We start from the raw sequence: 20,463 nt of genomic DNA, 5'->3' as shown, positions 1-20,463 counted from the left end.
ATGTTTGTTTCATATAAATGGTTAGAAGACTATGTCGATTTAGAAGGCATTCAGCCGGATGAATTAGCAGAAAAAATCACAAGAAGCGGAATTGAAGTGGAAGCCGTTGAATATAAAGGCGAAGGAATTAAAGGAGTTGTCATTGGACACGTCGTGGAGCGAGAACAGCACCCAAATGCCGACAAATTAAACAAATGTCTCGTGGATATCGGAGAAGACGAACCGGTTCAAATTATTTGCGGAGCTCCGAATGTGGATAAAGGACAATATGTGGCTGTCGCAACGGTTGGCGCAGTCCTTCCTGGGAATTTTAAAATTAAAAAAGCAAAGCTGCGCGGCGAAGAGTCTCATGGCATGATTTGTTCTCTGCAAGAATTAGGTGTCGAAAGCAAACTCGTACCAAAGGAATATGCAGAAGGTATTTTTGTTTTCCCAAATGACGTCAAACCCGGGGATGATGCCCTTCAGGCACTTCAATTAGACGATGCGGTACTTGAGCTTGGCTTAACGCCAAACCGTGCGGATGCCCTGAATATGCTAGGTGTCGCCTATGAGGTTGCAGCCATTTTAGGGAAAGACATCAAACTTCCTGATACAGCACATGACATGTCTTCAGAAAAAACAGCAGACTATATTTCGGTGAAAATTGAAGATCAAGAAGCGAATCCACTTTATGCTGCGAAGATCATTAAAAATGTAAAGATTGGACCAGCACCGCTTTGGATTCAAACAAGATTGATGAATGCAGGCATTCGCCCAATTAACAACGTCGTCGATATTACGAACTTTGTACTGCTTGAATACGGTCAGCCGCTTCATGCATTTGATTATGACCGCTTTGGTTCAAAGCAAGTGGTCGTACGTAAAGCGACTGATAGCGAAAGCATTCAAACACTTGATGAGCAAGAACGTACACTTTCATCAAAGCATCTTGTGATCACTAATGGAACGAAAGCGCACGCTGTCGCAGGCGTCATGGGCGGTCTTGAATCAGAGGTGCGTGATGAAACGACAACAATTCTTTTAGAAGCGGCATATTTCAACGGTCAAACAGTCCGTCAAGCATCTAGAGACTTAGGGCTTCGCAGTGAATCAAGCACACGATTTGAAAAAGGACTTGATCCGCAGCGTACGAAATCTGCAGCCGAAAGAGCAGCGCAACTGATCAGTCTCTATGCAGGTGGTGAAGTGCTAAGCGGGACTGTGGAGGAAAACCACCTGCAAACAAGTATGAATGTCATCCACGTATCCACTGAGCGTGTGAACAAGGTGCTTGGCATGAGCATTTCAAAAGAAGATATGATTCAAATTTTCAACAAACTGGGCTTTACAGTAGGCGAATCAAATGACGTTCTTGTTGTAACGGTTCCTTCTCGCAGAATGGATATTACGATTGAAGAAGATCTCATTGAAGAAGTTGCGAGATTATATGGCTACGATAATATCCCGTCTACACTGCCTGCGACAGCTGGTACAGTTGGCGGTCTTACGCCATATCAAGTGAAGCGCAGAAAGGTGAGACGCTTCTTAGAAGGCGCAGGTCTTTCTCAAGCGATCACGTATTCATTGACAAATCAGCATAAGTCTACAGCTTTTGCACTGAATCCAGCTTATAAAACGAGACTTTCCCTGCCAATGAGTGAAGAACGAAGTGTGCTTAGACAAAGTCTTCTGCCAAACTTACTTGATTCTGTTGCATATAACCTGGCAAGACAAGCTGATTCCTTTGGTTTTTATGAAACGGGTTCTGTGTTCTTAGCAGAAGCTGAAGGAGCAAAGCCGGTGGAAAAAGAGCATGTCGCTGGTGCGCTGACAGGCTTATGGCATAAAAATCTTTGGCAGGGCGAGAAAAAAGCCGTCGATTTTTATGTAGCGAAAGGAATTGCAGAAGGTCTATTTGAAAAGCTTGGTGTATCAGACCAAATCACATATGTTCAAGCAGAGCGTGAGGGTCTTCACCCAGGTCGAACAGCAGATGTTCATTTAAATGGAAAAGTCATTGGGTTTGTTGCTGCACTTCATCCAGTCATTGAAAAGGAATTAGATTTAAAAGAAACATATGTCTTCGAGTTTGATTTAACAGATGTGATGACATCTGAATCGAAGGATATGAAATATACAGCGATTGCGAGATTCCCTGCTGTGACAAGAGATATTGCACTTGTTGTAGATCAGAATATCTCAAGCGGACAGCTGGAGCGCGTCATCTATGAGGCAGGCGAGGATTTACTGACAGACCTATCCGTCTTTGATGTGTATGAAGGTGAACATATGGAAGAAGGCAAAAAATCTGTTGCATTCTCTCTCCAATATCTAAATCCGGAACAAACATTGACAGAGGAAGAAGTCACGGCTGTTCATACAAAAGTATTGAAAGCATTAGAAGATACGTATCAAGCCGTCTTGCGCGGTTAAAGAAAAAAGAGCTAAGGCCATATAGGCCTAGCTCTTTTTTATAGCCATTTTTTCGCTTTTTGTGTGTTGGCAAAATGCAGTTTTGTAAATTGACGTAAAGCCTCTTCGCCGTGCAGCTTGATGAGCTTTGCAGCCGCCTTGTCCACATGAGGACCGGCTCCTTTTGGAATGTCAAACCCTGCTGCTTTAGATAACTTATCCATTTCAATTAAAAAAGCGTATCTTGCAATAATGGAAGCAGCAGCAACTGACAAATGAATGCCTTCTGCTTTTGTGCTAAAGTACGTCCGCTCCCGAATGATTTTTTTCCCAGCAAGATGCTTGAAATAAATACCTGGTTCTGCAAATTGGTCAATCAAAATAGCTTCAGGCTGCTTCCCGTCTAATTTCTCTAGCACAGAGGTGATGACTTGGTTATGAAGAAGCGCCTTCATTTTCCCTTGGCTCATGCCCTTTTCCTGCATCGCATTGTACTTTTCATTTCGGAGCACAAGAAGGCTGAACGGAATGGTTTTGATGAGATCTTTGGCAATATTGATAATCTGCGGGTCTTTTAGACCTTTTGAGTCTTTTACGCCAAGCTCTTTCATAAGAGCAAGCTGGCTGGCATCAACATAAGCGGCACAGACCGTCATCGGTCCAAAATAATCACCTGTTCCTACTTCATCTGAACCGATGACGGACATAGAAGCAATCCCTGACGGCGGACTATATTTTGTGACAGCCGGTGCTTTTGGGCTTTTCGTATCAGCTGCTTTTAAATGGCTGAATTGACTAGCTTCAGCTTCAGCCTTTTGTCCTTGAAACAGCACTTTTCCAGATCGATAGGCTGTAATTGTACAGCCAGAGACCTTTGCTTGAAAAAGGGCGCCTGGTGGTAACGTATCAGTTAAGTGGTGCGCATACGCGCTCTTCATTTTTTTAAGGTCTTCTGATGTTGCTTTTAAGACGGATTGGGGCACAGTGGATAACTCCTTTTTACCTTGATATCATTGATTTCTAAAGTGTACCATAACAGGGAAGGGCTCGTCTTTCCATTCAATGTCTAAACATGTTATGATAGAGACTAGGATTCTCGTGGAATGGAGGAGAAACGTTGTCTGACGGCGGTAAAACGAAAACAACAGTTGAGATTTACGGACAGTCCTATACGATCATCGGTCAAGAAACGAAGATGCATATGCGACACGTTGCTTCAATTGTTGATGATAAAATGAGAGAAATAAATGAAAAAAACCCATACCTTGATATAAACAAATTAGCTGTACTGACAGCAGTCAATGTCGTCCACGACTACATGAAATTAAAAGAGCAATACGAAAAACTAGAGATTCAGCTTAAAGAAAAGGAATGAAATTACCGTGATCGATATCATCATTTTGTTTTTGCTTCTTATGGGAACGCTTGTCGGTCTAAAACGCGGGTTTATTCTTCAATTTATTAAATTGATCAGCTTTGTTGTTTCTATCTTAGTGGCTTCCATGTTTTATCAGTCACTTGCACCACAGCTTACATGGATTCCAGCACCTAATTTTAGCGGCGGTCAAGCGCAGCTCGCTTTCTTTAGTGGGAATCTAGAAACAGCTTATTATAATACCATTGCGTTTATCATTCTGTTTATCTTGACCAAAATCCTGCTCGCCATCATTGGCGGATTGCTCACAACCATTGCAAGTATACCTGTGATTAAACAGGTCAACAAACTGCTAGGCGGTGTTTTAGGATTTCTTGAAACCTATCTATTTGTATTTATTCTCTTGTTTGTCGCTGCATTACTTCCAGTCGATGCACTGCAAACAATGTTGAGTAAATCCATATTAGCAGATGCGATCGTAAGCAACACCCCTTATCTGTCCGGTCTTGTCAAAGACTTATGGACGACGTATGGAGTTTAAAAACTTCTCCTTTCTTGGAGAAGTTTTTTCTCATTCCATGACAGAAAGTTGTAGGATGAAGGAAAAGTTTGTATATTTATAAAGGAAGATGCCAAAGCGGCTGGAGGATGAGAGATGAATAAAAAAGATATTATCAAACTTCTTGAAACAATTGCAATATATATGGAGCTAAAAGGAGATAATCCTTTTAAGATTTCTGCCTTTCGTAAAGCAGCAGCGGCACTGGAGCAAGATGACCGCAGCCTTTCTCAAATAGATGATCTATTAGCATTACCTGGCATTGGAAAAGGAACCTTTGCTGTGATCACTGAGTATATCGAAAAAGGACAATCAGAAACACTCGAACAATTAAAAACGGAAGTGCCCGAAGGACTTGTCCCGCTTTTGAAATTACCAGGACTCGGCGGGAAGAAGATCGCTAAGCTTTACCAAGAGCTTGGCGTCCATGATGCACAATCTCTAAAAGAAGCATGCGAAGCGGAAAAGGTACAAGCGCTTGCTGGCTTCGGCAAAAAAACAGAAGAAAAGATTCTCGCAGCGCTTGAGGAAGCAGGAAAGCAGCCGGAACGACTGCCAATTGGCTTTGCATTAGATGTGGCAGAGCGGATTGATTATGCCCTTGAAGAGATGGAAGGTATCATCCGTTTTTCAAGAACCGGCAGTTTAAGACGTGCACGCGAAACCGTCAAAGATTTAGATTATATCATTGCAACAGACAATCCTGAGCAAGTTAGAGAGCAGCTCGTTGCACTTGATGATGTCAAAGATGTTATCGCAAGCGGTGATACGAAGGTATCTGTTGTGCTTGCCCTTGATTTTGAGATCAGTGTCGACTTCCGGCTTGTGACAGTAGACCAATTCGCAACTACGCTGCACCATTTCACTGGCTCAAAAGATCACAATATTCGAATGCGTCAGCTTGCGAAGGAACGCGGAGAGCGCATTAGCGAATATGGTGTGGAAACAATTGAAACTGGAGAAGTAAAAACGTTTGAAGACGAAAGCGCTTTTTATGCACATTTTCAACTTCCGCTCATTCCGCCAGAAATTCGTGAAACCGGAGCGGAGATTGATACGTATAAAGAAAGTATGCAGTTTGTAGAACTGAAAGATATTAAAGGCGACCTTCATATGCACTCGACATGGAGTGACGGAGCATTCTCTATTCGTGAAATGGCGGAAGCATGTATTGCCAAAGGCTATGAATACATGGCGATTACAGACCACTCGCAATATTTAAAAGTAGCAAACGGTTTAACAAAAGAACGTTTGCGTCTGCAAGCAAAAGAAATTGATAAGATTAATCAGGAATTCGAGCATTTTCACATTTTCAAAGGGGTAGAAATGGATATCCTGCCGGATGGATCGTTAGATTATGATGATGATTTTTTAAAAGACATGGATTTTGTCATTGCGTCTATTCATTCTAGCTTCTCTCAGCCGGAAGAAGTCATTATGGAACGCCTTGAAAATGCCTTGCGTAATCAGCATGTCGATTTAATTGCACATCCAACAGGCCGTTTGATCGGCAGACGGGATGGCTATGCCTTAAATATAGATCAACTCATAGAGCTTGCGAAGAAAACGGGAACTGCACTTGAGCTCAACAGCAATCCGTCAAGACTGGATTTGAAAACAGAGCATTTAATCAAAGCAAATGAAGCGGGTGTGCACATCATGATCAATACAGATGCGCACAACATCGCCATGCTGGAACATATGGAAGTCGGTGTAACAGCTGCAAGAAAGGGCTGGACACCAAAAGAAAATGTCGTGAATACTTTTACTCTAAACGAGATCAAAAAGTTTTTAACGCGTGACAGGTAGTCGTTAGGAGGCTGGACCATGCTGCAACAAAAAGTGTTAGCATCATTAGAATTTCATAAAGTAAAAGAAAAAGTGATGTCCTATACCGCATCCACATTAGGAAAAGAAAGAGCGCAGGATTTAACACCTCTGACGGATATAGAAACCATTCAGCATTTGCTGGAAGAGGTAGAAGAAGCGCAAGATGTGATCCGTTTAAAGGGATCTGCGCCATTTGGCGGGTTAACAGATATTAGACGCGCAGTGAAACGGGCAGAAATCGGCAGTACATTAAGCCCTTCTGAGCTGATGGAAATCGCAGGGCTATTATATGCGGTGAAAAATATGAAGCACTTTCTCACGTCCATGTATGAAGATGGAGTAGATATACCGCGCCTTCATACATATGCTGAGACACTGATATTACTGCCTGAAATCAGAAAAGAAATCGAAAGCTGTATTGGTGATAATGGAGAAGTGCTTGATCATGCAACTCCTGCACTTCGTTCATTGCGTATTCAATTACGCTCACTAGAATCAAAGGTCCGCGATAAATTAGAATCGATGATTCGTTCACAATCGGCTTCGAAAATGCTGTCAGACACAATTGTCACCATTCGTAATGACCGGTTTGTTATTCCGGTGAAACAAGAGTACCGCTCGAATTACGGCGGAATTGTTCATGACCAGTCTTCATCAGGGGCGACCCTTTTTATTGAGCCGCAAGTGGTCGTGGATGTAAATAACACCTTGCAGCAAACCCGTTTAAAAGAGAAGCAAGAGGTTGAAAAGATTCTGCAAATGCTGACAGAGAGCGTTTCAGAGCACATTGGGGAACTGCTTCACAATGTAAAGGAACTGCAGACGCTAGATTTTATTTTTGCTAAAGCTAAATATGCAAAGACAGAAAAAGCCACAAAACCTGCTGTGAATGATCAAGGAGAAATCTATTTAAAACGAGCAAGACATCCTCTATTGCCCCGGGATCAAGTTGTCGCAAATGATATTGAGCTCGGTAAAGATTTTTCAACGATCGTGATCACTGGACCAAATACAGGGGGAAAGACCGTTACTTTAAAAACGCTAGGTCTTCTGACGCTGATGACACAGGCGGGCCTCCATATTCCAGTTGAAGAAGGCTCTGAAGTGGCTGTGTTCGACCAAGTCTTTGCTGATATTGGAGACGAACAATCCATTGAACAAAGCTTGAGTACGTTCTCATCTCATATGGTCAATATTGTCGATATCTTAAAGCATTTGACTTCTAATTCTCTCGTCTTATTTGATGAATTAGGGGCAGGAACAGACCCAGCTGAAGGTGCGGCACTTGCGATGAGCATATTAGATGAAGTGCATCAAACGAATGCACGTGTCATCGCAACGACTCATTACCCCGAGCTGAAGGCATATGGGTATAACCGGGAAGGCGTCACAAATGCAAGCGTGGAGTTTGATATTGAAACCTTATCTCCAACGTACCGCCTGCTCATCGGTGTGCCTGGACGAAGTAACGCATTTGAAATTTCAAAGCGTCTTGGTTTGCCAGATCACCTTATAGACCGGGCAAAAGCAGATATGCATGCAGAGCATAATGAAGTAGACCAAATGATCGCTTCATTAGAAGATAGCAAGAAACAAGCAGAAGAAGAACTGCATGAGACAGAAGTCTATAGAAAAGAAGCAGAAAAGCTTCATAAAGAATTGCAAAGACAAATTCTTGAATGGAATGAGCAAAAGGATAAACTGCTTGAAGAAGCTGAACAGAAAGCGAAAGAGAAAATTGAACAAGCATCAAAAGAAGCAGAAGATATCATTCAAGAGCTCCGGTCGATAAAAAGTGAGCACCGCTCATTCAAAGAGCATGAACTCATCGATGCGCGAAAGCGTCTTGAAGAAGCTGTTCCTGAGTTTGACAGGAAAAAGAAGCCAGAGCCAGCGAAAAAAGCAGTAAGACAGCTGAAGTCAGGCGACGAAGTCAAAGTGCTTACCTTCGGGCAAAAAGGAACGTTGCTTGAACAAACAGGCGACAAAGAATGGAGTGTCCAAATAGGCATTCTGAAAATGAAGGTAAAAGAAAAAGACATGGAATTTATCAAATCAGCACCTGAATTTAAGCAAGAAAAAGCCATCACGGCAGTCAAAGGGAAAGATTATCATGTCTCGCTGGAACTCGATTTAAGAGGCGAGCGTTATGAAAATGCCTTAAGCAGAGTCGAAAAATATTTAGATGATGCTGTATTAGCTGGTTATCCGCGTGTGTCTATTATTCACGGTAAAGGAACTGGCGCCCTTAGAAAAGGGGTTCAGGAATTATTGAAACAGCATCGAAGTGTGAAAAATGCCCGTTTTGGCGAACAAGGTGAGGGAGGATCAGGCGTCACCATCGTCGAATTAAAGTAAAAAGGAGAAAACGCATGAAAGCCTTTTGGGAAAATGAACTTGTGGAAATTGCCGCCTATTATAGCGTGGCCGTCCTGTGTCTCGTCTTATTTCTAACCGTTTTTGAACTCGTCACCTCCTATAAGAATTGGGAAGAGATTCAGCGGGGGAACTTAGCCGTTGCCATGGCAACAGGCGGGAAAATCTTTGGGATTGCGAATGTATTTCAGCATTCAATCGCTCAGCACAATTCCCTTCTTCAAATGATTGGATGGGGCGTATACGGCTTTGTGATGCTGCTTGTCAGCTATTTCATTTTTGAATTTTTAACACCACGTTTTAAAGTAGACAAAGAGATTGAAAATGATAATAGAGCGGTCGGGTTTATTTCACTCATCATTTCAGTTGGGCTGTCTTACGTAGTAGCAGCCGGCATTTAAGGAGACGACATGGAAAAGCTAGCAAAAGTATTAATCGTAGTTGCCTGCACTTTTGCGGTCATTGGTGCCGTTTATCTGTTCTTGTGAAATGAAAAAAACAGGCGTTAGAAAGCTGTCAGGGAATCCCTTGGCAGCTTTTATCTCATCAAAGGCGGCGAATGACATGAAGCACATTCTGCAAAAAGACGAACTGATCAAGCGCATTGATACTTGTCTTCAAATGACAGCCCTTCCAAGAGACATATACAAACCGTATATTGCACGTCCATTTCAAACGTCAGGATTTTTTGATGATTTGAGTCCCTATATTCAAATCGATTCCAGTGGTTATATCCTCATTCAATATGAACGAGGCATTCAAATGCTGCATAAAAGATCAAAAGTGGCGGATGAAGTCATTTACTGGATTTTAGAAGACACGATTTTTCTCACGGTTTATATCGACATGATGAGGAAGTATCAAGTCGACAACATCCAGACGCATTTACCGAATGACCCTAGTATCCATCAACAGATCGTAGAAAGAGTCAACGACTCATTTCGTGCAATCGGTGGATTATATGAACAGTGGCATCATGAAGGAAAAAGAGCCTCTATCGAAACACCGGCGAAAAAGTAAACATATGCAATTGAACCAAGCCCTATTAGAAAAAAGCAAACTGCCCTAAGGAAAAGTTTGCTATAATATAATAGTACGAAAGTTCAGGAAGGAGGGTTTTTATGCAGTCAGATAAACGTTGGCTTCTGCATTACCCGAATCAAATTCCCCACGAACTCACCATCCCAAATGAAACATTACAATCTTACTTATTCAGCTCCGCAGAGGCTGCACCTGAGCATACAGCCATTCATTTTCTAGGAAAGAACATCACCTATGAACAGCTGCAAGAAGACGTATTGAAACTAGCCAGTCATCTGCTGAAAATTGGCGTGAAAAAAGGCGACAGAGTAGCGATCATGCTGCCGAACTGTCCTCAATCGGTCATTTCTTATTATGCTGTTTTAATAGCAGGCGGCATCGTTGTTCAAACAAACCCGCTTTATACGGAGAAAGAACTGGAATATCAAATAGAAGACAGCGGCGCCAAAGTGCTGATCACGCTAGATTTGTTGTATCCAAAGGCTTATAAAATGAAAGCGCTGACAAGTATGGAGCACTTAATCGTCACCAAACTACAAGATTATTTACCATTCCCGAAAAACATACTGTTTCCTATTGTGCAAAGAAGAAAAAATAAAATGGTCATACAAGTGGAGAAAAATGACACCATTCATCACTTCGCGCAGATTATGAAAGAATCGGAAGGTGAACAGCAGATACCCGCACTTGCCTTTGATCCGAAAGAGGATATCGCTGTTTTGCAATATACTGGCGGAACGACCGGGTTACCAAAAGGCGTCATGCTCACACATGAAAATATTTTAGCGAATACTGAAATGTGCGCTTCCTGGATGTATAAAACGACCAGGGGGAAAGAACGCATCCTCGGCATCATTCCGTTTTTTCATGTCTACGGAATGACGACCGTCTTAAATCTTGCTGTCAAAGAAGGGCATTCAATGATTCTACTTCCGCGATTTGACGCAGCTGATACCCTCAAAACGATTGAAAAACAGAAGCCGACGCTCTTTCCAGGTGCACCAACCATGTATATCGCCTTGCTGCATCATCCGAACATTGAAAAGTATGATCTATCGTCCATCACTGCATGTCTAAGCGGCTCAGCGGCACTTCCTGTTGAAGTCAAACAAAGCTTTGAAAAATTAACAGGAGGACGCTTAGTGGAGGGGTACGGACTTTCAGAAACCTCACCCGTCACTCATTCTAACTTTTTATGGGGAGCGAACAAAACAGGCAGCATTGGCTGTCCGTGGCCTAATACAGATGCCGGTATTTATTGCGAGGAAACCGGAGGCTTCAAAGAACCATATGAGCATGGAGAAATCATTGTCAAAGGGCCCCAGATCATGAAAGGATACTGGAATCAGCCAGAGGAGACAGAGGCTGTATTACGAGATGGCTGGTTTTTCACCGGAGATATAGGGTATATGGATGAGGACGGTTTTTTCTATATTGTCGACCGGAAAAAAGATGTCATCATTGCGAGCGGCTATAATATTTACCCAAGAGAAGTCGAAGAAGCCCTTTATGAGCATGAGCTTGTACAAGAAGTCGTCGTCGCAGGTATTCCAGATCCGTACAGAGGAGAAACAGTGAAAGCATTTATTGTACCGAAAAAGGATGCCTACTTAACAGAGGACGAACTTGATCGCTTTGTCAGGACGAGAATTGCCTCATTTAAAGTACCGCGCGTGTATGAATTTAAAGAGTCACTGCCTAAAACAGCCGTCGGGAAGATTTTGCGCAGAGTATTAATTGAAGAAGAAAAAAGAAAGCACGCTTCTTCATCTGAAACGCCTGCCGATCAACCGAAAACATAACGGCTTCATCATCCGGTCCACCGGCCGGATGATTTGAATGTTGACCGCCTCCTCTGGTATGCTAAAGGTGGAAAAGAAAGAAGAAGATCACTTGACAAATCGCCCGTTTCTTTTTAACATAAAGTTATGAATGAATACTCATTCAATCCAGAAAGGGACGAAGCACATTGAAGCAGAAAAGACCGAAGTACATGCAAATTATTGATGCAGCAGTTGTGGTGATTGCAGAGAACGGCTATCACCAATCACAAGTTTCAAAAATTGCGAAACAAGCAGGGGTAGCAGACGGAACCATTTATCTTTATTTCAAAAATAAAGAGGATATTTTGATCTCATTGTTCAAAGAAAAAATGGGACAATTCATCGAACGAATGGAAACAGATATTCAAAAGAAACCGTCGGCGAAAGAAAAGCTTCTACTGCTTATTGAGGAGCATTTTCGTATGCTTGCGCAAAATCATCATTTGGCTCTTGTGACACAGCTTGAACTCAGGCAGTCAAACCTTGAGCTGCGGCAAAAAATCAATGAGGTGCTGAAAGGGTATTTAAATATGCTCGAGTCGATATTAGCAGAAGGAAAGAAAACAGGAGAATTCAGACAAAATCTAGATGTCCGCTTAGCGAGACAAATGGTATTTGGGACCATTGATGAAACCGCTACAACATGGGTCATGAATGATCAAAAATATGATCTTCCTGCACTCGCAGAAAACGTACGTGATCTACTCTTAAACGGAATACATCAATCTTAAAGACATTTTGAAAAAGGATGATTGACATGGAAAAGATACTCACCTTACATCATGAAGGACAGACAGCACTTATCACGATTCAGCATCCACCAGCAAACGCCTTATCTTCTCAGCTACTCACCGAGCTTAATGACATGTTTGACCAGCTCGAACAAAATGAAGAAGTAAGAGCCATTGTGATCCACGGGGAAGGAAGATTTTTCTCAGCAGGTGCTGATATTAAGGAATTTACGACGTTACAGGAAGAATCTGACTATTCAAGCCTTGCAGACAGAGGGCAACAGGTCTTTGAACGGATTGAACAATGTCCAAAACCGGTCATTGCTTCAATTCACGGAGCGGCATTAGGCGGGGGCCTTGAGCTTGCCATGTCTTGTGATATCCGAATCGCCACAAAAGATGCGAAGCTTGGACTGCCGGAACTAAACCTAGGCATCATTCCAGGATTCGGCGGTACGCAGCGCCTGCCGCGCTATGTTGGTTCTGCTAAAGCGCTGGAAATGATGGGTACAGCTGAACCGATTACAGGTGAAGAAGCATTTGCCTGCGGACTTGTTTCAAAGTTGGCAGAAACAGAGGAAGAGGCGCTCGAAGCAGCCAAAACACTTGCGTCAAAATTTGCAACGAAAAGCCCAAAATCACTCGAGTATGTGCTGGATTTATTGAATGCGACAAAATTGTATTCATATGATGGCGGTATGAAGCTAGAAGCCAAAAAGTTCGGTGAGATTTTCCAATCGAATGACGCCAAAGAAGGCATCCAAGCCTTTATCGAAAAGCGCAAACCGAATTTTAAAGGGGAATAAAGGATTCAAACGAAACAAGGGGGAGAAATGGATGAATATATTTGTTTTGATGAAGCGTACGTTTGACACGGAAGAGAAGATTTCCATTCAGTCTGGTGCAATTCAAGAAGATGGAGCAGAGTTCATTATTAATCCTTATGACGAGTACGCCATAGAAGAAGCCATCCAGCTTCGCGACGAGCACGTGGGAGAAGTGACCGTTGTGACAGTTGGCAGTGAGGATGCGGAAAAGCAACTGAGAACAGCGCTTGCTATGGGCTGCGATCAAGCCGTTTTATTAAATGTGGAAGACGACTTAGAAGAGTGGGATCAATATTCAGCTTCTACGATTCTTTACCATTATTTAAAAGACAAAGAGGCTTCCTTGATTTTAGCAGGGAATGTGGCGATTGACGGTGGCTCTGGACAGGTTGCCCCGCGTCTTGCTGAATTACTTGGGTTTTCATATGTCACAACGATTACAAGTATTCAAATTGACGGCGGCTCTGCTTCGATTGAACGAGATGCAGAAGGTGATGTGGAAGTCATTTCTGCTGAGCTCCCGCTTGTTGTCACTGCGCAGCAAGGTCTCAATGAGCCTCGCTATCCATCATTACCAGGCATTATGAAGGCAAAGAAAAAGCCTTTAGAAGAATTGGAACTGGATGATTTAGATCTGGATGAAGACGATGTGCCATATAAAATCAAAACAATTGAACGTTTCTTACCGGAGAAAAAAGAGGGTGGCAAGGTGCTGAGCGGTGAGCTTCAGGATCAAGTCAAAGAACTGACAGATTTATTAAGAAATGAAGCAAAGGTCATCTAAACATCCACTTTTCGATATCACGAGAACAAGGGGGAACTTGAAAGATGAGTAAAAAAGTTGTTGTACTTGGAGAAAGTCGTGACGGTAAATTAAGAAATGTGACATTTGAAGCGATTGCTGCCGCTCATCAAGTGGCAGATGGCGGTGAAGTCATTGGCGTGTTAATAGGGGATGACGTCAAAGACCAAGCGAATGAACTGCTATACTATGGAGCGGATCATGTCATGATTGTGGAGCATCCGCACCTTTCATATTATACGTCAGATGGTTTTGCGCAGGCACTTCAAGCCATATTAGATCAGGTTGACCCAGATGCCGTCCTCTTTGGCCATACGTCTATCGGAAAAGACTTGTCGCCGAAAATAGCTGCACGCTTGCAGACTGGTTTAATTTCAGATGCGATTGATGTAAGCGTTACCGGAGAACATCTTGTTTTCACAAGACCGATTTACTCTGGAAAAGCCTTCGAAAAAGTGATTTCAACAGATCGTCTGCTTTTGGCCACCATACGCCCGAACAACGTGGCACCTCTTGAGCGGGATGCCTCACGCAGCGGAGACATTACACCGGTTTCTGTCGATATTCAGAACCTGCGAACGATCGTGAAGGAAGTCATTAAAAAAACGTCAGAAGGTGTAGATTTATCTGAAGCAAAAGTTATCGTCGCCGGGGGACGCGGGGTCAAGAGTAAGGAAGGGTTTGAACCGCTGAATGAACTCGCTGAGACGCTGGGCGCAGCAGTCGGTGCCTCGCGTGGTGCCTGTGACGCAGACTACTGTGATTATGCCCTGCAAATTGGGCAAACAGGCAAGGTCGTCACACCTGATCTCTATATTGCGTGCGGGATATCAGGAGCGATTCAGCATTTAGCCGGGATGTCTAACAGTAAAGTCATTGTGGCGATTAACAAAGACCCAGAAGCTGAGATCTTCAAAATTGCCGATTACGGAATCGTCGGTGACTTGTTTGAAGTGGTACCGCTTTTGAATGAAGAGTTAAAAAAGATGAATATCCACTCGTAACGCTCATACACTCAGAATGCCTAGGTATTCTGGGTTTTTTTGTATGTAATCAATACACAAAGGAGCGGTTGACAAGTGAAGGGGACAGTAAAAGTGAATGACGTGATCGGACGTATTTCTAAACACATCTATGGACATTTTCAAGAGCATTTAGGAAGAGGGATTTATGATGGGATTTGGGTCGGAAAAGATTCAGAGATCGATCATATTGAGGGGATTCGTACGGATGTGCTAAAAGCCCTTCAAGCATTACATATTCCGGTGCTTAGGTGGCCGGGCGGCTGCTTTGCAGACGAGTATCATTGGGCAAATGGTGTAGGTGATCTCAGCGAACGAAAGCCGATGGTGAACACTCATTGGGGTGGTACGGTTGAATCCAATGCATTTGGTACACATGAGTTTATGAAATTGTGTGAGCTGCTTGAATGTGAGCCTTATATTTGCGGAAATGTGGGAAGTGGGACTGTTCAAGAATTAGCAGACTGGGTCGAGTACATCACCTTTCCAAAGGGAACACCTATGTCTGATTGGCGCATTCAAAATGGAAAACAAGAACCTTGGGATTTGACCTATGTTGGTGTAGGAAACGAAAGCTGGGGCTGTGGCGGGAATATGACGCCTGAATACTATGCCGATTTATATAAACGATATCAAACGTATGTGAGAGAGTTTGCAGGTCAATCCATATACAAAATTGCGTGCGGAGCCAATTCAAATGATGTGAATTGGACAAAAGTATTAATGGAGCGCGCCGCACCTTGGATAGATGGACTCAGTTTGCATTACTACACTGTACCTGGTACGTGGGAGAAGAAAGGGTCAGCGACTGAATTTGATGAAGATGAATGGTTTATTACGTTGAAAAAAGCCTATGAGATGGAACGGCTTGTCGTGGATCATGGAGAGATCATGGATCGTTATGACCCAGACAAGCGAATCGGGATGATCATTGATGAATGGGGGACATGGTATGACCCAGAACCAGGAACAAATCCAGGGTTTTTGTATCAGCAAAACACACTAAGAGACGCACTTGTTTGTGCCCTTCATTTTCATATCTTTCATCGTCATTGCCAGCGGATTCATATGGCGAATATTGCCCAGACGGTCAATGTTCTGCAAGCAATGGTGTTAACGGAAGACGAAAAGATGCTTCTGACGCCTACGTATCATGTGTTTCACATGTTTCAAGTGCATAAAGAGGAAGAAGCACTTGAAGTGGAGTTCGTGTCAACGTTTTATGAACGCAGTGGAGAAAAAATACCTCAGGTTAGTGTGTCAGCTTCGCGTTCGTCAGATAAGATGCATATTAGCTTCTGTCACCTGAATCCGCATGAACAAAACGAAGTATCCCTTGCCATTGAAGGTGTGGATGCAGAAACGAAAGTCACGGGCCGCGTGCTGACAGCAAACCGCATGAATGCGCACAACACATTTGATGATCCTCATGCTGTCCAGCCAGCAGAGTTTCAGCAATTTGCTGTAAAACCCGGTGAGTTGAGCATAGAGCTGCCGCCAATGTCTGTGGTGATGGTTACGATTGATCTCGCTTGATCGCATATTTAGATGTTTGATGAGCAGGATGTTGGGGCATCATACATTGTAAACGAAGCGGAAAGGGAGTTATTTATATGCTTAGAACGATTCTCATGATTATCGGTGCAATTGTTGTCATTGGTGCGATTGTACGGTTTGTTTTTTAATTCATTTCATAAAAAATGATTCGTAAGCATTTCATTCGCAAGTCACATTGGTAGATGCTATACTAAAAAGCATAATTTACATTGGAGGAATGAATAATGGCAATCGTAAAAGCTACTGACGCAACATTTTCACAAGAAACTGCAGAAGGTGTTGTTATTGCGGACTTTTGGGCACCATGGTGCGGACCTTGTAAAATGATTGCTCCAGTTCTTGAAGAACTTGATCAAGAAATGGGCGATAAAATGAAAATTGTAAAAATTGATGTAGACGATAACCAAGAAACTGCTGGTAAATACGGCGTGATGAGTATCCCAACACTTCTTGTTTTAAAAGACGGTGAAGTGGTAGAAACTTCTGTTGGTTTCAAACCAAAAGAAGCACTTGCTGAGCTTGTTAACAAACATCTATAAACCTGTCTATGCCCAATCGGCATACTCACTAAAGCGGTTCTCGTAAAGACGAGAGCCGCTTTTCTTTCAACATGGTATAAAACAAATGTTCGTGATACACTAGAAGGAGTGAAAGAGGAAAACAAGGACGGATGAAAAGATGAACAAACTGATCAAAGAAAAGCTATCGGTCTTGCCAGATCAACCAGGCTGCTATTTAATGAAAGATCGGCAAAATACAGTCATTTATGTGGGGAAGGCAAAGGTCTTAAAAAATAGAGTACGCTCTTATTTCACTGGATCTCATGACGCCAAAACGCAGCGGCTTGTCAGTGAAATTGAGGACTTTGAATACATTGTCACCTCTTCTAATATCGAGGCACTCATTTTAGAGCTAAATTTAATCAAAAAATACGACCCAAAATACAATGTCATGCTCAAGGATGACAAAACGTATCCTTTTATTAAAATTACGAATGAACGGCATCCTAAGCTGATCGTCACCCGTCATGTGAAAAAGGACAAAGGGAAATATTTCGGACCATACCCGAACGTACAGGCAGCACGTGAAACGAAAAAACTGCTCGACCGTTTATATCCTCTCAGAAAATGTGCCACCCTCCCTGATCGCGTCTGTTTATATTATCATCTTGGACAATGTCTCGCGCCATGTGTGTATGACATTTCTGAAGAAACGAATAAGCAGCTCGTGGACGAAATCATAAGGTTTCTAAACGGAGGACATCAGCAAATCAAAAAAGAACTCACCGAAAAGATGAATGAAGCCGCCGAACAATTAGAGTTCGAACGGGCAAAAGAACTGAGAGACCAAATCGCGTATATCGACTCTACGATGGAAAAGCAGAAAATGACGATGAGCGATTTATCAGATCGAGATGTTTTTGCATATGCCTATGACAAGGGCTGGATGTGTGTCCAGGTCTTCTTCATCAGGCAAGGGAAATTGATTGAACGTGATGTCAGCCTGTTTCCTATGTATCAAGACCCTGAGGAAGAGTTTCTCACATTTATGGGACAATTTTATGCAAAGAACAACCACTTTCTGCCGAAGGAAATTTTGGTGCCAGATAGCGTAGATCAAGAGATGATTGAACAATTGCTTGAGACGAACGTTCATCAGCCGAAAAAAGGAAAGAAAAAGGATTTGCTTTTACTTGCCCATCAAAATGCCAAAATTGCCTTAAAAGAAAAATTTTCGCTCATTGAGCGTGATGAAGAGCGGTCCATTGGTGCAGTGAAGCAGCTTGGAGATGCACTAAATATTTATATGCCTTACCGGATTGAGGCATTTGATAACTCGAATATTCAAGGTGCAGACCCGGTTTCTGCCATGGTCGTCTTTCAGGACGGGAAGCCGTATAAAAAGGAATACCGAAAATACAAAATTAAAACCGTCACAGGTCCAGATGATTATGCATCGATGCGTGAAGTCATTAGAAGGCGATATACCCGCGTGTTAAAGGATGAGCTCCCGCTACCAGATTTGATTTTAATTGACGGAGGAAAGGGACAGATCAATGCAGCGATAGATGTGCTTGAAAATGAATTGAATCTGTCTGTTCCAGTAGCAGGTCTAGTCAAAGATGAAAAGCACCGGACGTCGAATCTGATGATGGGCGATACACTGGAAATTGTTGCACTAGAGCGAAATAGCCAGGCCTTCTATTTATTGCAGCGTATTCAAGATGAAGTGCACCGGTTCGCGATTAGCTTTCACCGGCAGCTGCGCGGAAAAAATGCATTTCAATCTATTTTAGACGATGTGCCAGGTATCGGAGAAAAGCGTAAAAAACAGCTTCTTAAACATTTTGGCTCTGTGAAAAAGATGAAAGAAGCCTCTATCCAAGACTTTCAGGAGGCTGGTATCCCGAAACAAACGGCCGAGCTTTTAATGGAAGCTTTAAAAAAATAGATTGTACTTTTTCCAAAAGTCTGTTAAGATTGTGACTAAATTTAATAAATGAACGTGTTGTTTGTTGAAGATAGAGGTGCGAACTTCAAGAGTAAGCCTTCAGAGATCGATGGGATCTAGGAAGAGGGCTGAAAGGGGAGCGTCGCCGAAGTGAATAAAATCCACTCATTTTATTCGCTGGCTGTACATTGAAGAAATGTAGGGCTGTCAAGAATGTATTTCTTGGAGGGCTATCTCATTGTTTGCATCGTTTGATGATGATTATAAAGCAATGGGAGATCTGTTCTCTCATTGCTTTTTTATTTGCAGTGAGCAGGCAGTCTCCAAAGCCGCTTCTTGCCTCTTCTCTCACACGTGATCTTTTGAAAAAGGGTGGTAGACATGGGACTAATTGTACAAAAATTTGGCGGAACGTCTGTTGGATCGACAGAAAAAATTCGCAATGCTGCAGAAAGGGTCATCGCTGAACGCGAGGCCGGACATGATGTGGTTGTGGTTGTGTCGGCAATGGGGAAATCAACGGATGTTCTAGTAGACCTAGCGAAAGAACTCACAGATCATCCGAGAAAAAGAGAAATGGATATGCTGCTCGCAACTGGAGAGCAAGTGACCATTTCCTTATTAACGATGGCGCTGCAAGCAAAAGGCTATGATGCGATTTCCTTTACAGGCTGGCAGGCTGGTATGAAAACAGAGCAGGTACACGGTAACGCAAGAATCGTCGATATTGATGAATCAAGAATAAAAGAGGAATTAAGTGCAGGAAAAGTAGTGGTTGTAGCAGGCTTCCAAGGAATTGCAGATGACCTGCATATTACAACACTTGGACGCGGTGGATCAGATACGACGGCTGTAGCACTTGCTGCCGCACTAAAAGCGGATAAATGTGATATTTACACAGATGTACCAGGAGTATTTACGACAGATCCGCGCTATGTACCGGCCGCGCGGAAGCTTGCAGGTATTTCATACGATGAGATGCTCGAACTGGCTAATTTAGGAGCTGGTGTCTTGCATCCGAGAGCTGTCGAATTTGCGAAAAATTATCAAGTCCCACTAGAAGTCCGTTCTAGTATTGAAAATGAATCGGGTACGTTAATTGAGGAGGAATCATCCATGGAACAAAATTTAGTCGTCAGAGGCATTGCATTTGAGGATCAGATTACACGCGTGACGGTGTGCGGTCTTTCAAGCGGTCTCACCACATTGTCGACCATCTTTACGACACTTGCGAAGCAAAATATCAATGTGGATATCATCATTCAGTCCGTCACAAGCACCAATCAGACGTCGATCTCTTTCTCTGTGAAAACGGATGATTTGTCTAAAACAGTTGAAGTGTTAGAAGAATATAAAGGAGCACTTGGCTACGAACAGATCGAGACAGAAAGCAAATTAGCCAAAGTATCTATCGTTGGATCTGGTATGGTTTCAAATCCAGGCGTAGCCGCTGAAATGTTCGCTGTGTTAGCGGAAAAAGACATACAAGTGAAAATGGTCAGTACGTCTGAAATCAAAGTCTCAACAGTGGTTGGCCGTGACGATATGGTCAAAGCAGTTGAAGCGTTGCACGATGCGTTTGATTTATCAAAGGTAGCTGCCCATTCTTAAACAGGCAGGGAGGTGTATCTCTTAAAAGAGTGCACCTCTTTTTTATATCCGAAACCCCCATACT

Annotated in this window: 17 protein-coding genes and 1 riboswitch; of the genes, 16 read left to right on the top strand and 1 reads right to left on the bottom strand. The window is 42.8% G+C overall.

Going from position 1 to position 20,463, the window contains the following annotated elements:
* Positions 1 to 2,415 carry a phenylalanine--tRNA ligase subunit beta gene (gene pheT, locus CKW02_RS13195; RefSeq protein WP_003216726.1) on the top strand — a complete coding sequence of 805 codons (2,415 nt, stop codon included), beginning with the start codon at positions 1 to 3 and terminating at the stop codon, positions 2,413 to 2,415.
* A 38-nt stretch (positions 2,416 to 2,453) separates the two neighbouring features.
* Here pheT and rnhC read toward each other — a convergent pair whose 3' ends face one another.
* Positions 2,454 to 3,377 (bottom strand): ribonuclease HIII, encoded by a 924-nt coding sequence (rnhC, locus tag CKW02_RS13190; RefSeq protein WP_003216625.1) that lies wholly within the window; start codon positions 3,375 to 3,377, stop codon positions 2,454 to 2,456.
* Between the two features lie 134 nt (positions 3,378 to 3,511).
* Between rnhC and zapA the strand changes: the two genes are divergently transcribed.
* The 15 genes from zapA to CKW02_RS13115 all read left to right on the top strand — a co-directional run bounded on the left by zapA (position 3,512) and on the right by CKW02_RS13115 (position 20,399).
* A complete protein-coding gene (gene zapA, locus CKW02_RS13185) occupies positions 3,512 to 3,769 on the top strand; it encodes a cell division protein ZapA (RefSeq protein WP_003216811.1) in 258 nt (85 codons plus the stop codon).
* A gap of 7 nt (positions 3,770 to 3,776) precedes the next feature.
* Positions 3,777 to 4,310, top strand: a complete 534-nt coding sequence (locus tag CKW02_RS13180) for a CvpA family protein (RefSeq protein WP_003216761.1) — start codon at positions 3,777 to 3,779, stop codon at positions 4,308 to 4,310.
* Positions 4,311 to 4,424: 114 nt separating this feature from the next.
* Positions 4,425 to 6,137: a DNA polymerase/3'-5' exonuclease PolX gene (gene polX / locus CKW02_RS13175; RefSeq protein WP_003216204.1), complete on the top strand. Its 1,713-nt coding sequence runs from the start codon at positions 4,425 to 4,427 to the stop codon at positions 6,135 to 6,137.
* A 21-nt stretch (positions 6,138 to 6,158) separates the two neighbouring features.
* Positions 6,159 to 8,516 carry an endonuclease MutS2 gene (locus CKW02_RS13170; RefSeq protein ID WP_034620664.1) on the top strand — a complete coding sequence of 786 codons (2,358 nt, stop codon included), beginning with the start codon at positions 6,159 to 6,161 and terminating at the stop codon, positions 8,514 to 8,516.
* Positions 8,517 to 8,530: 14 nt separating this feature from the next.
* Positions 8,531 to 8,935, top strand: a complete 405-nt coding sequence (locus tag CKW02_RS13165; protein WP_003216817.1) for a DUF350 domain-containing protein — start codon at positions 8,531 to 8,533, stop codon at positions 8,933 to 8,935.
* A 163-nt stretch (positions 8,936 to 9,098) separates the two neighbouring features.
* Entirely contained in the window at positions 9,099 to 9,554 is a 456-nt protein-coding gene (locus CKW02_RS13160) for an immunity 63 family protein (protein ID WP_003216699.1), read from the top strand.
* Between the two features lie 101 nt (positions 9,555 to 9,655).
* On the top strand, positions 9,656 to 11,377 hold the full coding sequence (locus tag CKW02_RS13155; protein ID WP_003216454.1) for an AMP-binding protein: 1,722 nt from the start codon (positions 9,656 to 9,658) through the stop codon (positions 11,375 to 11,377).
* Positions 11,378 to 11,544: 167 nt separating this feature from the next.
* Positions 11,545 to 12,129 (top strand): fatty acid metabolism transcriptional regulator FadR, encoded by a 585-nt coding sequence (locus tag CKW02_RS13150; RefSeq protein ID WP_003216590.1) that lies wholly within the window; start codon positions 11,545 to 11,547, stop codon positions 12,127 to 12,129.
* A 26-nt stretch (positions 12,130 to 12,155) separates the two neighbouring features.
* On the top strand, positions 12,156 to 12,935 hold the full coding sequence (locus CKW02_RS13145) for an enoyl-CoA hydratase (RefSeq protein WP_003216795.1): 780 nt from the start codon (positions 12,156 to 12,158) through the stop codon (positions 12,933 to 12,935).
* 31 nt (positions 12,936 to 12,966) lie between these two features.
* Positions 12,967 to 13,740, top strand: a complete 774-nt coding sequence (locus CKW02_RS13140) for an electron transfer flavoprotein subunit beta/FixA family protein (RefSeq protein ID WP_003216278.1) — start codon at positions 12,967 to 12,969, stop codon at positions 13,738 to 13,740.
* A 44-nt stretch (positions 13,741 to 13,784) separates the two neighbouring features.
* Positions 13,785 to 14,762: an electron transfer flavoprotein subunit alpha/FixB family protein gene (locus CKW02_RS13135; RefSeq protein ID WP_003216494.1), complete on the top strand. Its 978-nt coding sequence runs from the start codon at positions 13,785 to 13,787 to the stop codon at positions 14,760 to 14,762.
* Between the two features lie 75 nt (positions 14,763 to 14,837).
* Positions 14,838 to 16,316, top strand: coding sequence for an alpha-N-arabinofuranosidase (locus CKW02_RS13130; protein ID WP_003216522.1), 1,479 nt, complete (start codon positions 14,838 to 14,840; stop codon positions 16,314 to 16,316).
* Positions 16,317 to 16,561: 245 nt separating this feature from the next.
* Positions 16,562 to 16,876 carry a thioredoxin gene (gene trxA, locus CKW02_RS13125; protein ID WP_003216330.1) on the top strand — a complete coding sequence of 105 codons (315 nt, stop codon included), beginning with the start codon at positions 16,562 to 16,564 and terminating at the stop codon, positions 16,874 to 16,876.
* Positions 16,877 to 17,015: 139 nt separating this feature from the next.
* On the top strand, positions 17,016 to 18,788 hold the full coding sequence (gene uvrC / locus CKW02_RS13120; RefSeq protein WP_003216379.1) for an excinuclease ABC subunit UvrC: 1,773 nt from the start codon (positions 17,016 to 17,018) through the stop codon (positions 18,786 to 18,788).
* A 63-nt stretch (positions 18,789 to 18,851) separates the two neighbouring features.
* A riboswitch (Lysine riboswitch) is annotated at positions 18,852 to 19,029 on the top strand.
* 140 nt (positions 19,030 to 19,169) lie between these two features.
* Positions 19,170 to 20,399: an aspartate kinase gene (locus CKW02_RS13115; RefSeq protein WP_003216445.1), complete on the top strand. Its 1,230-nt coding sequence runs from the start codon at positions 19,170 to 19,172 to the stop codon at positions 20,397 to 20,399.
* Positions 20,400 to 20,463 lie beyond the last annotated feature (64 nt).

The sequence above is a fragment of the Bacillus pumilus genome (genome assembly GCF_900186955.1).
Lineage (GTDB): Bacteria > Bacillota > Bacilli > Bacillales > Bacillaceae > Bacillus > Bacillus pumilus.
The sequence above is the reverse complement of the archived record's forward strand: the minus strand, read 5'-3'. Positions and strand labels throughout refer to the sequence as shown.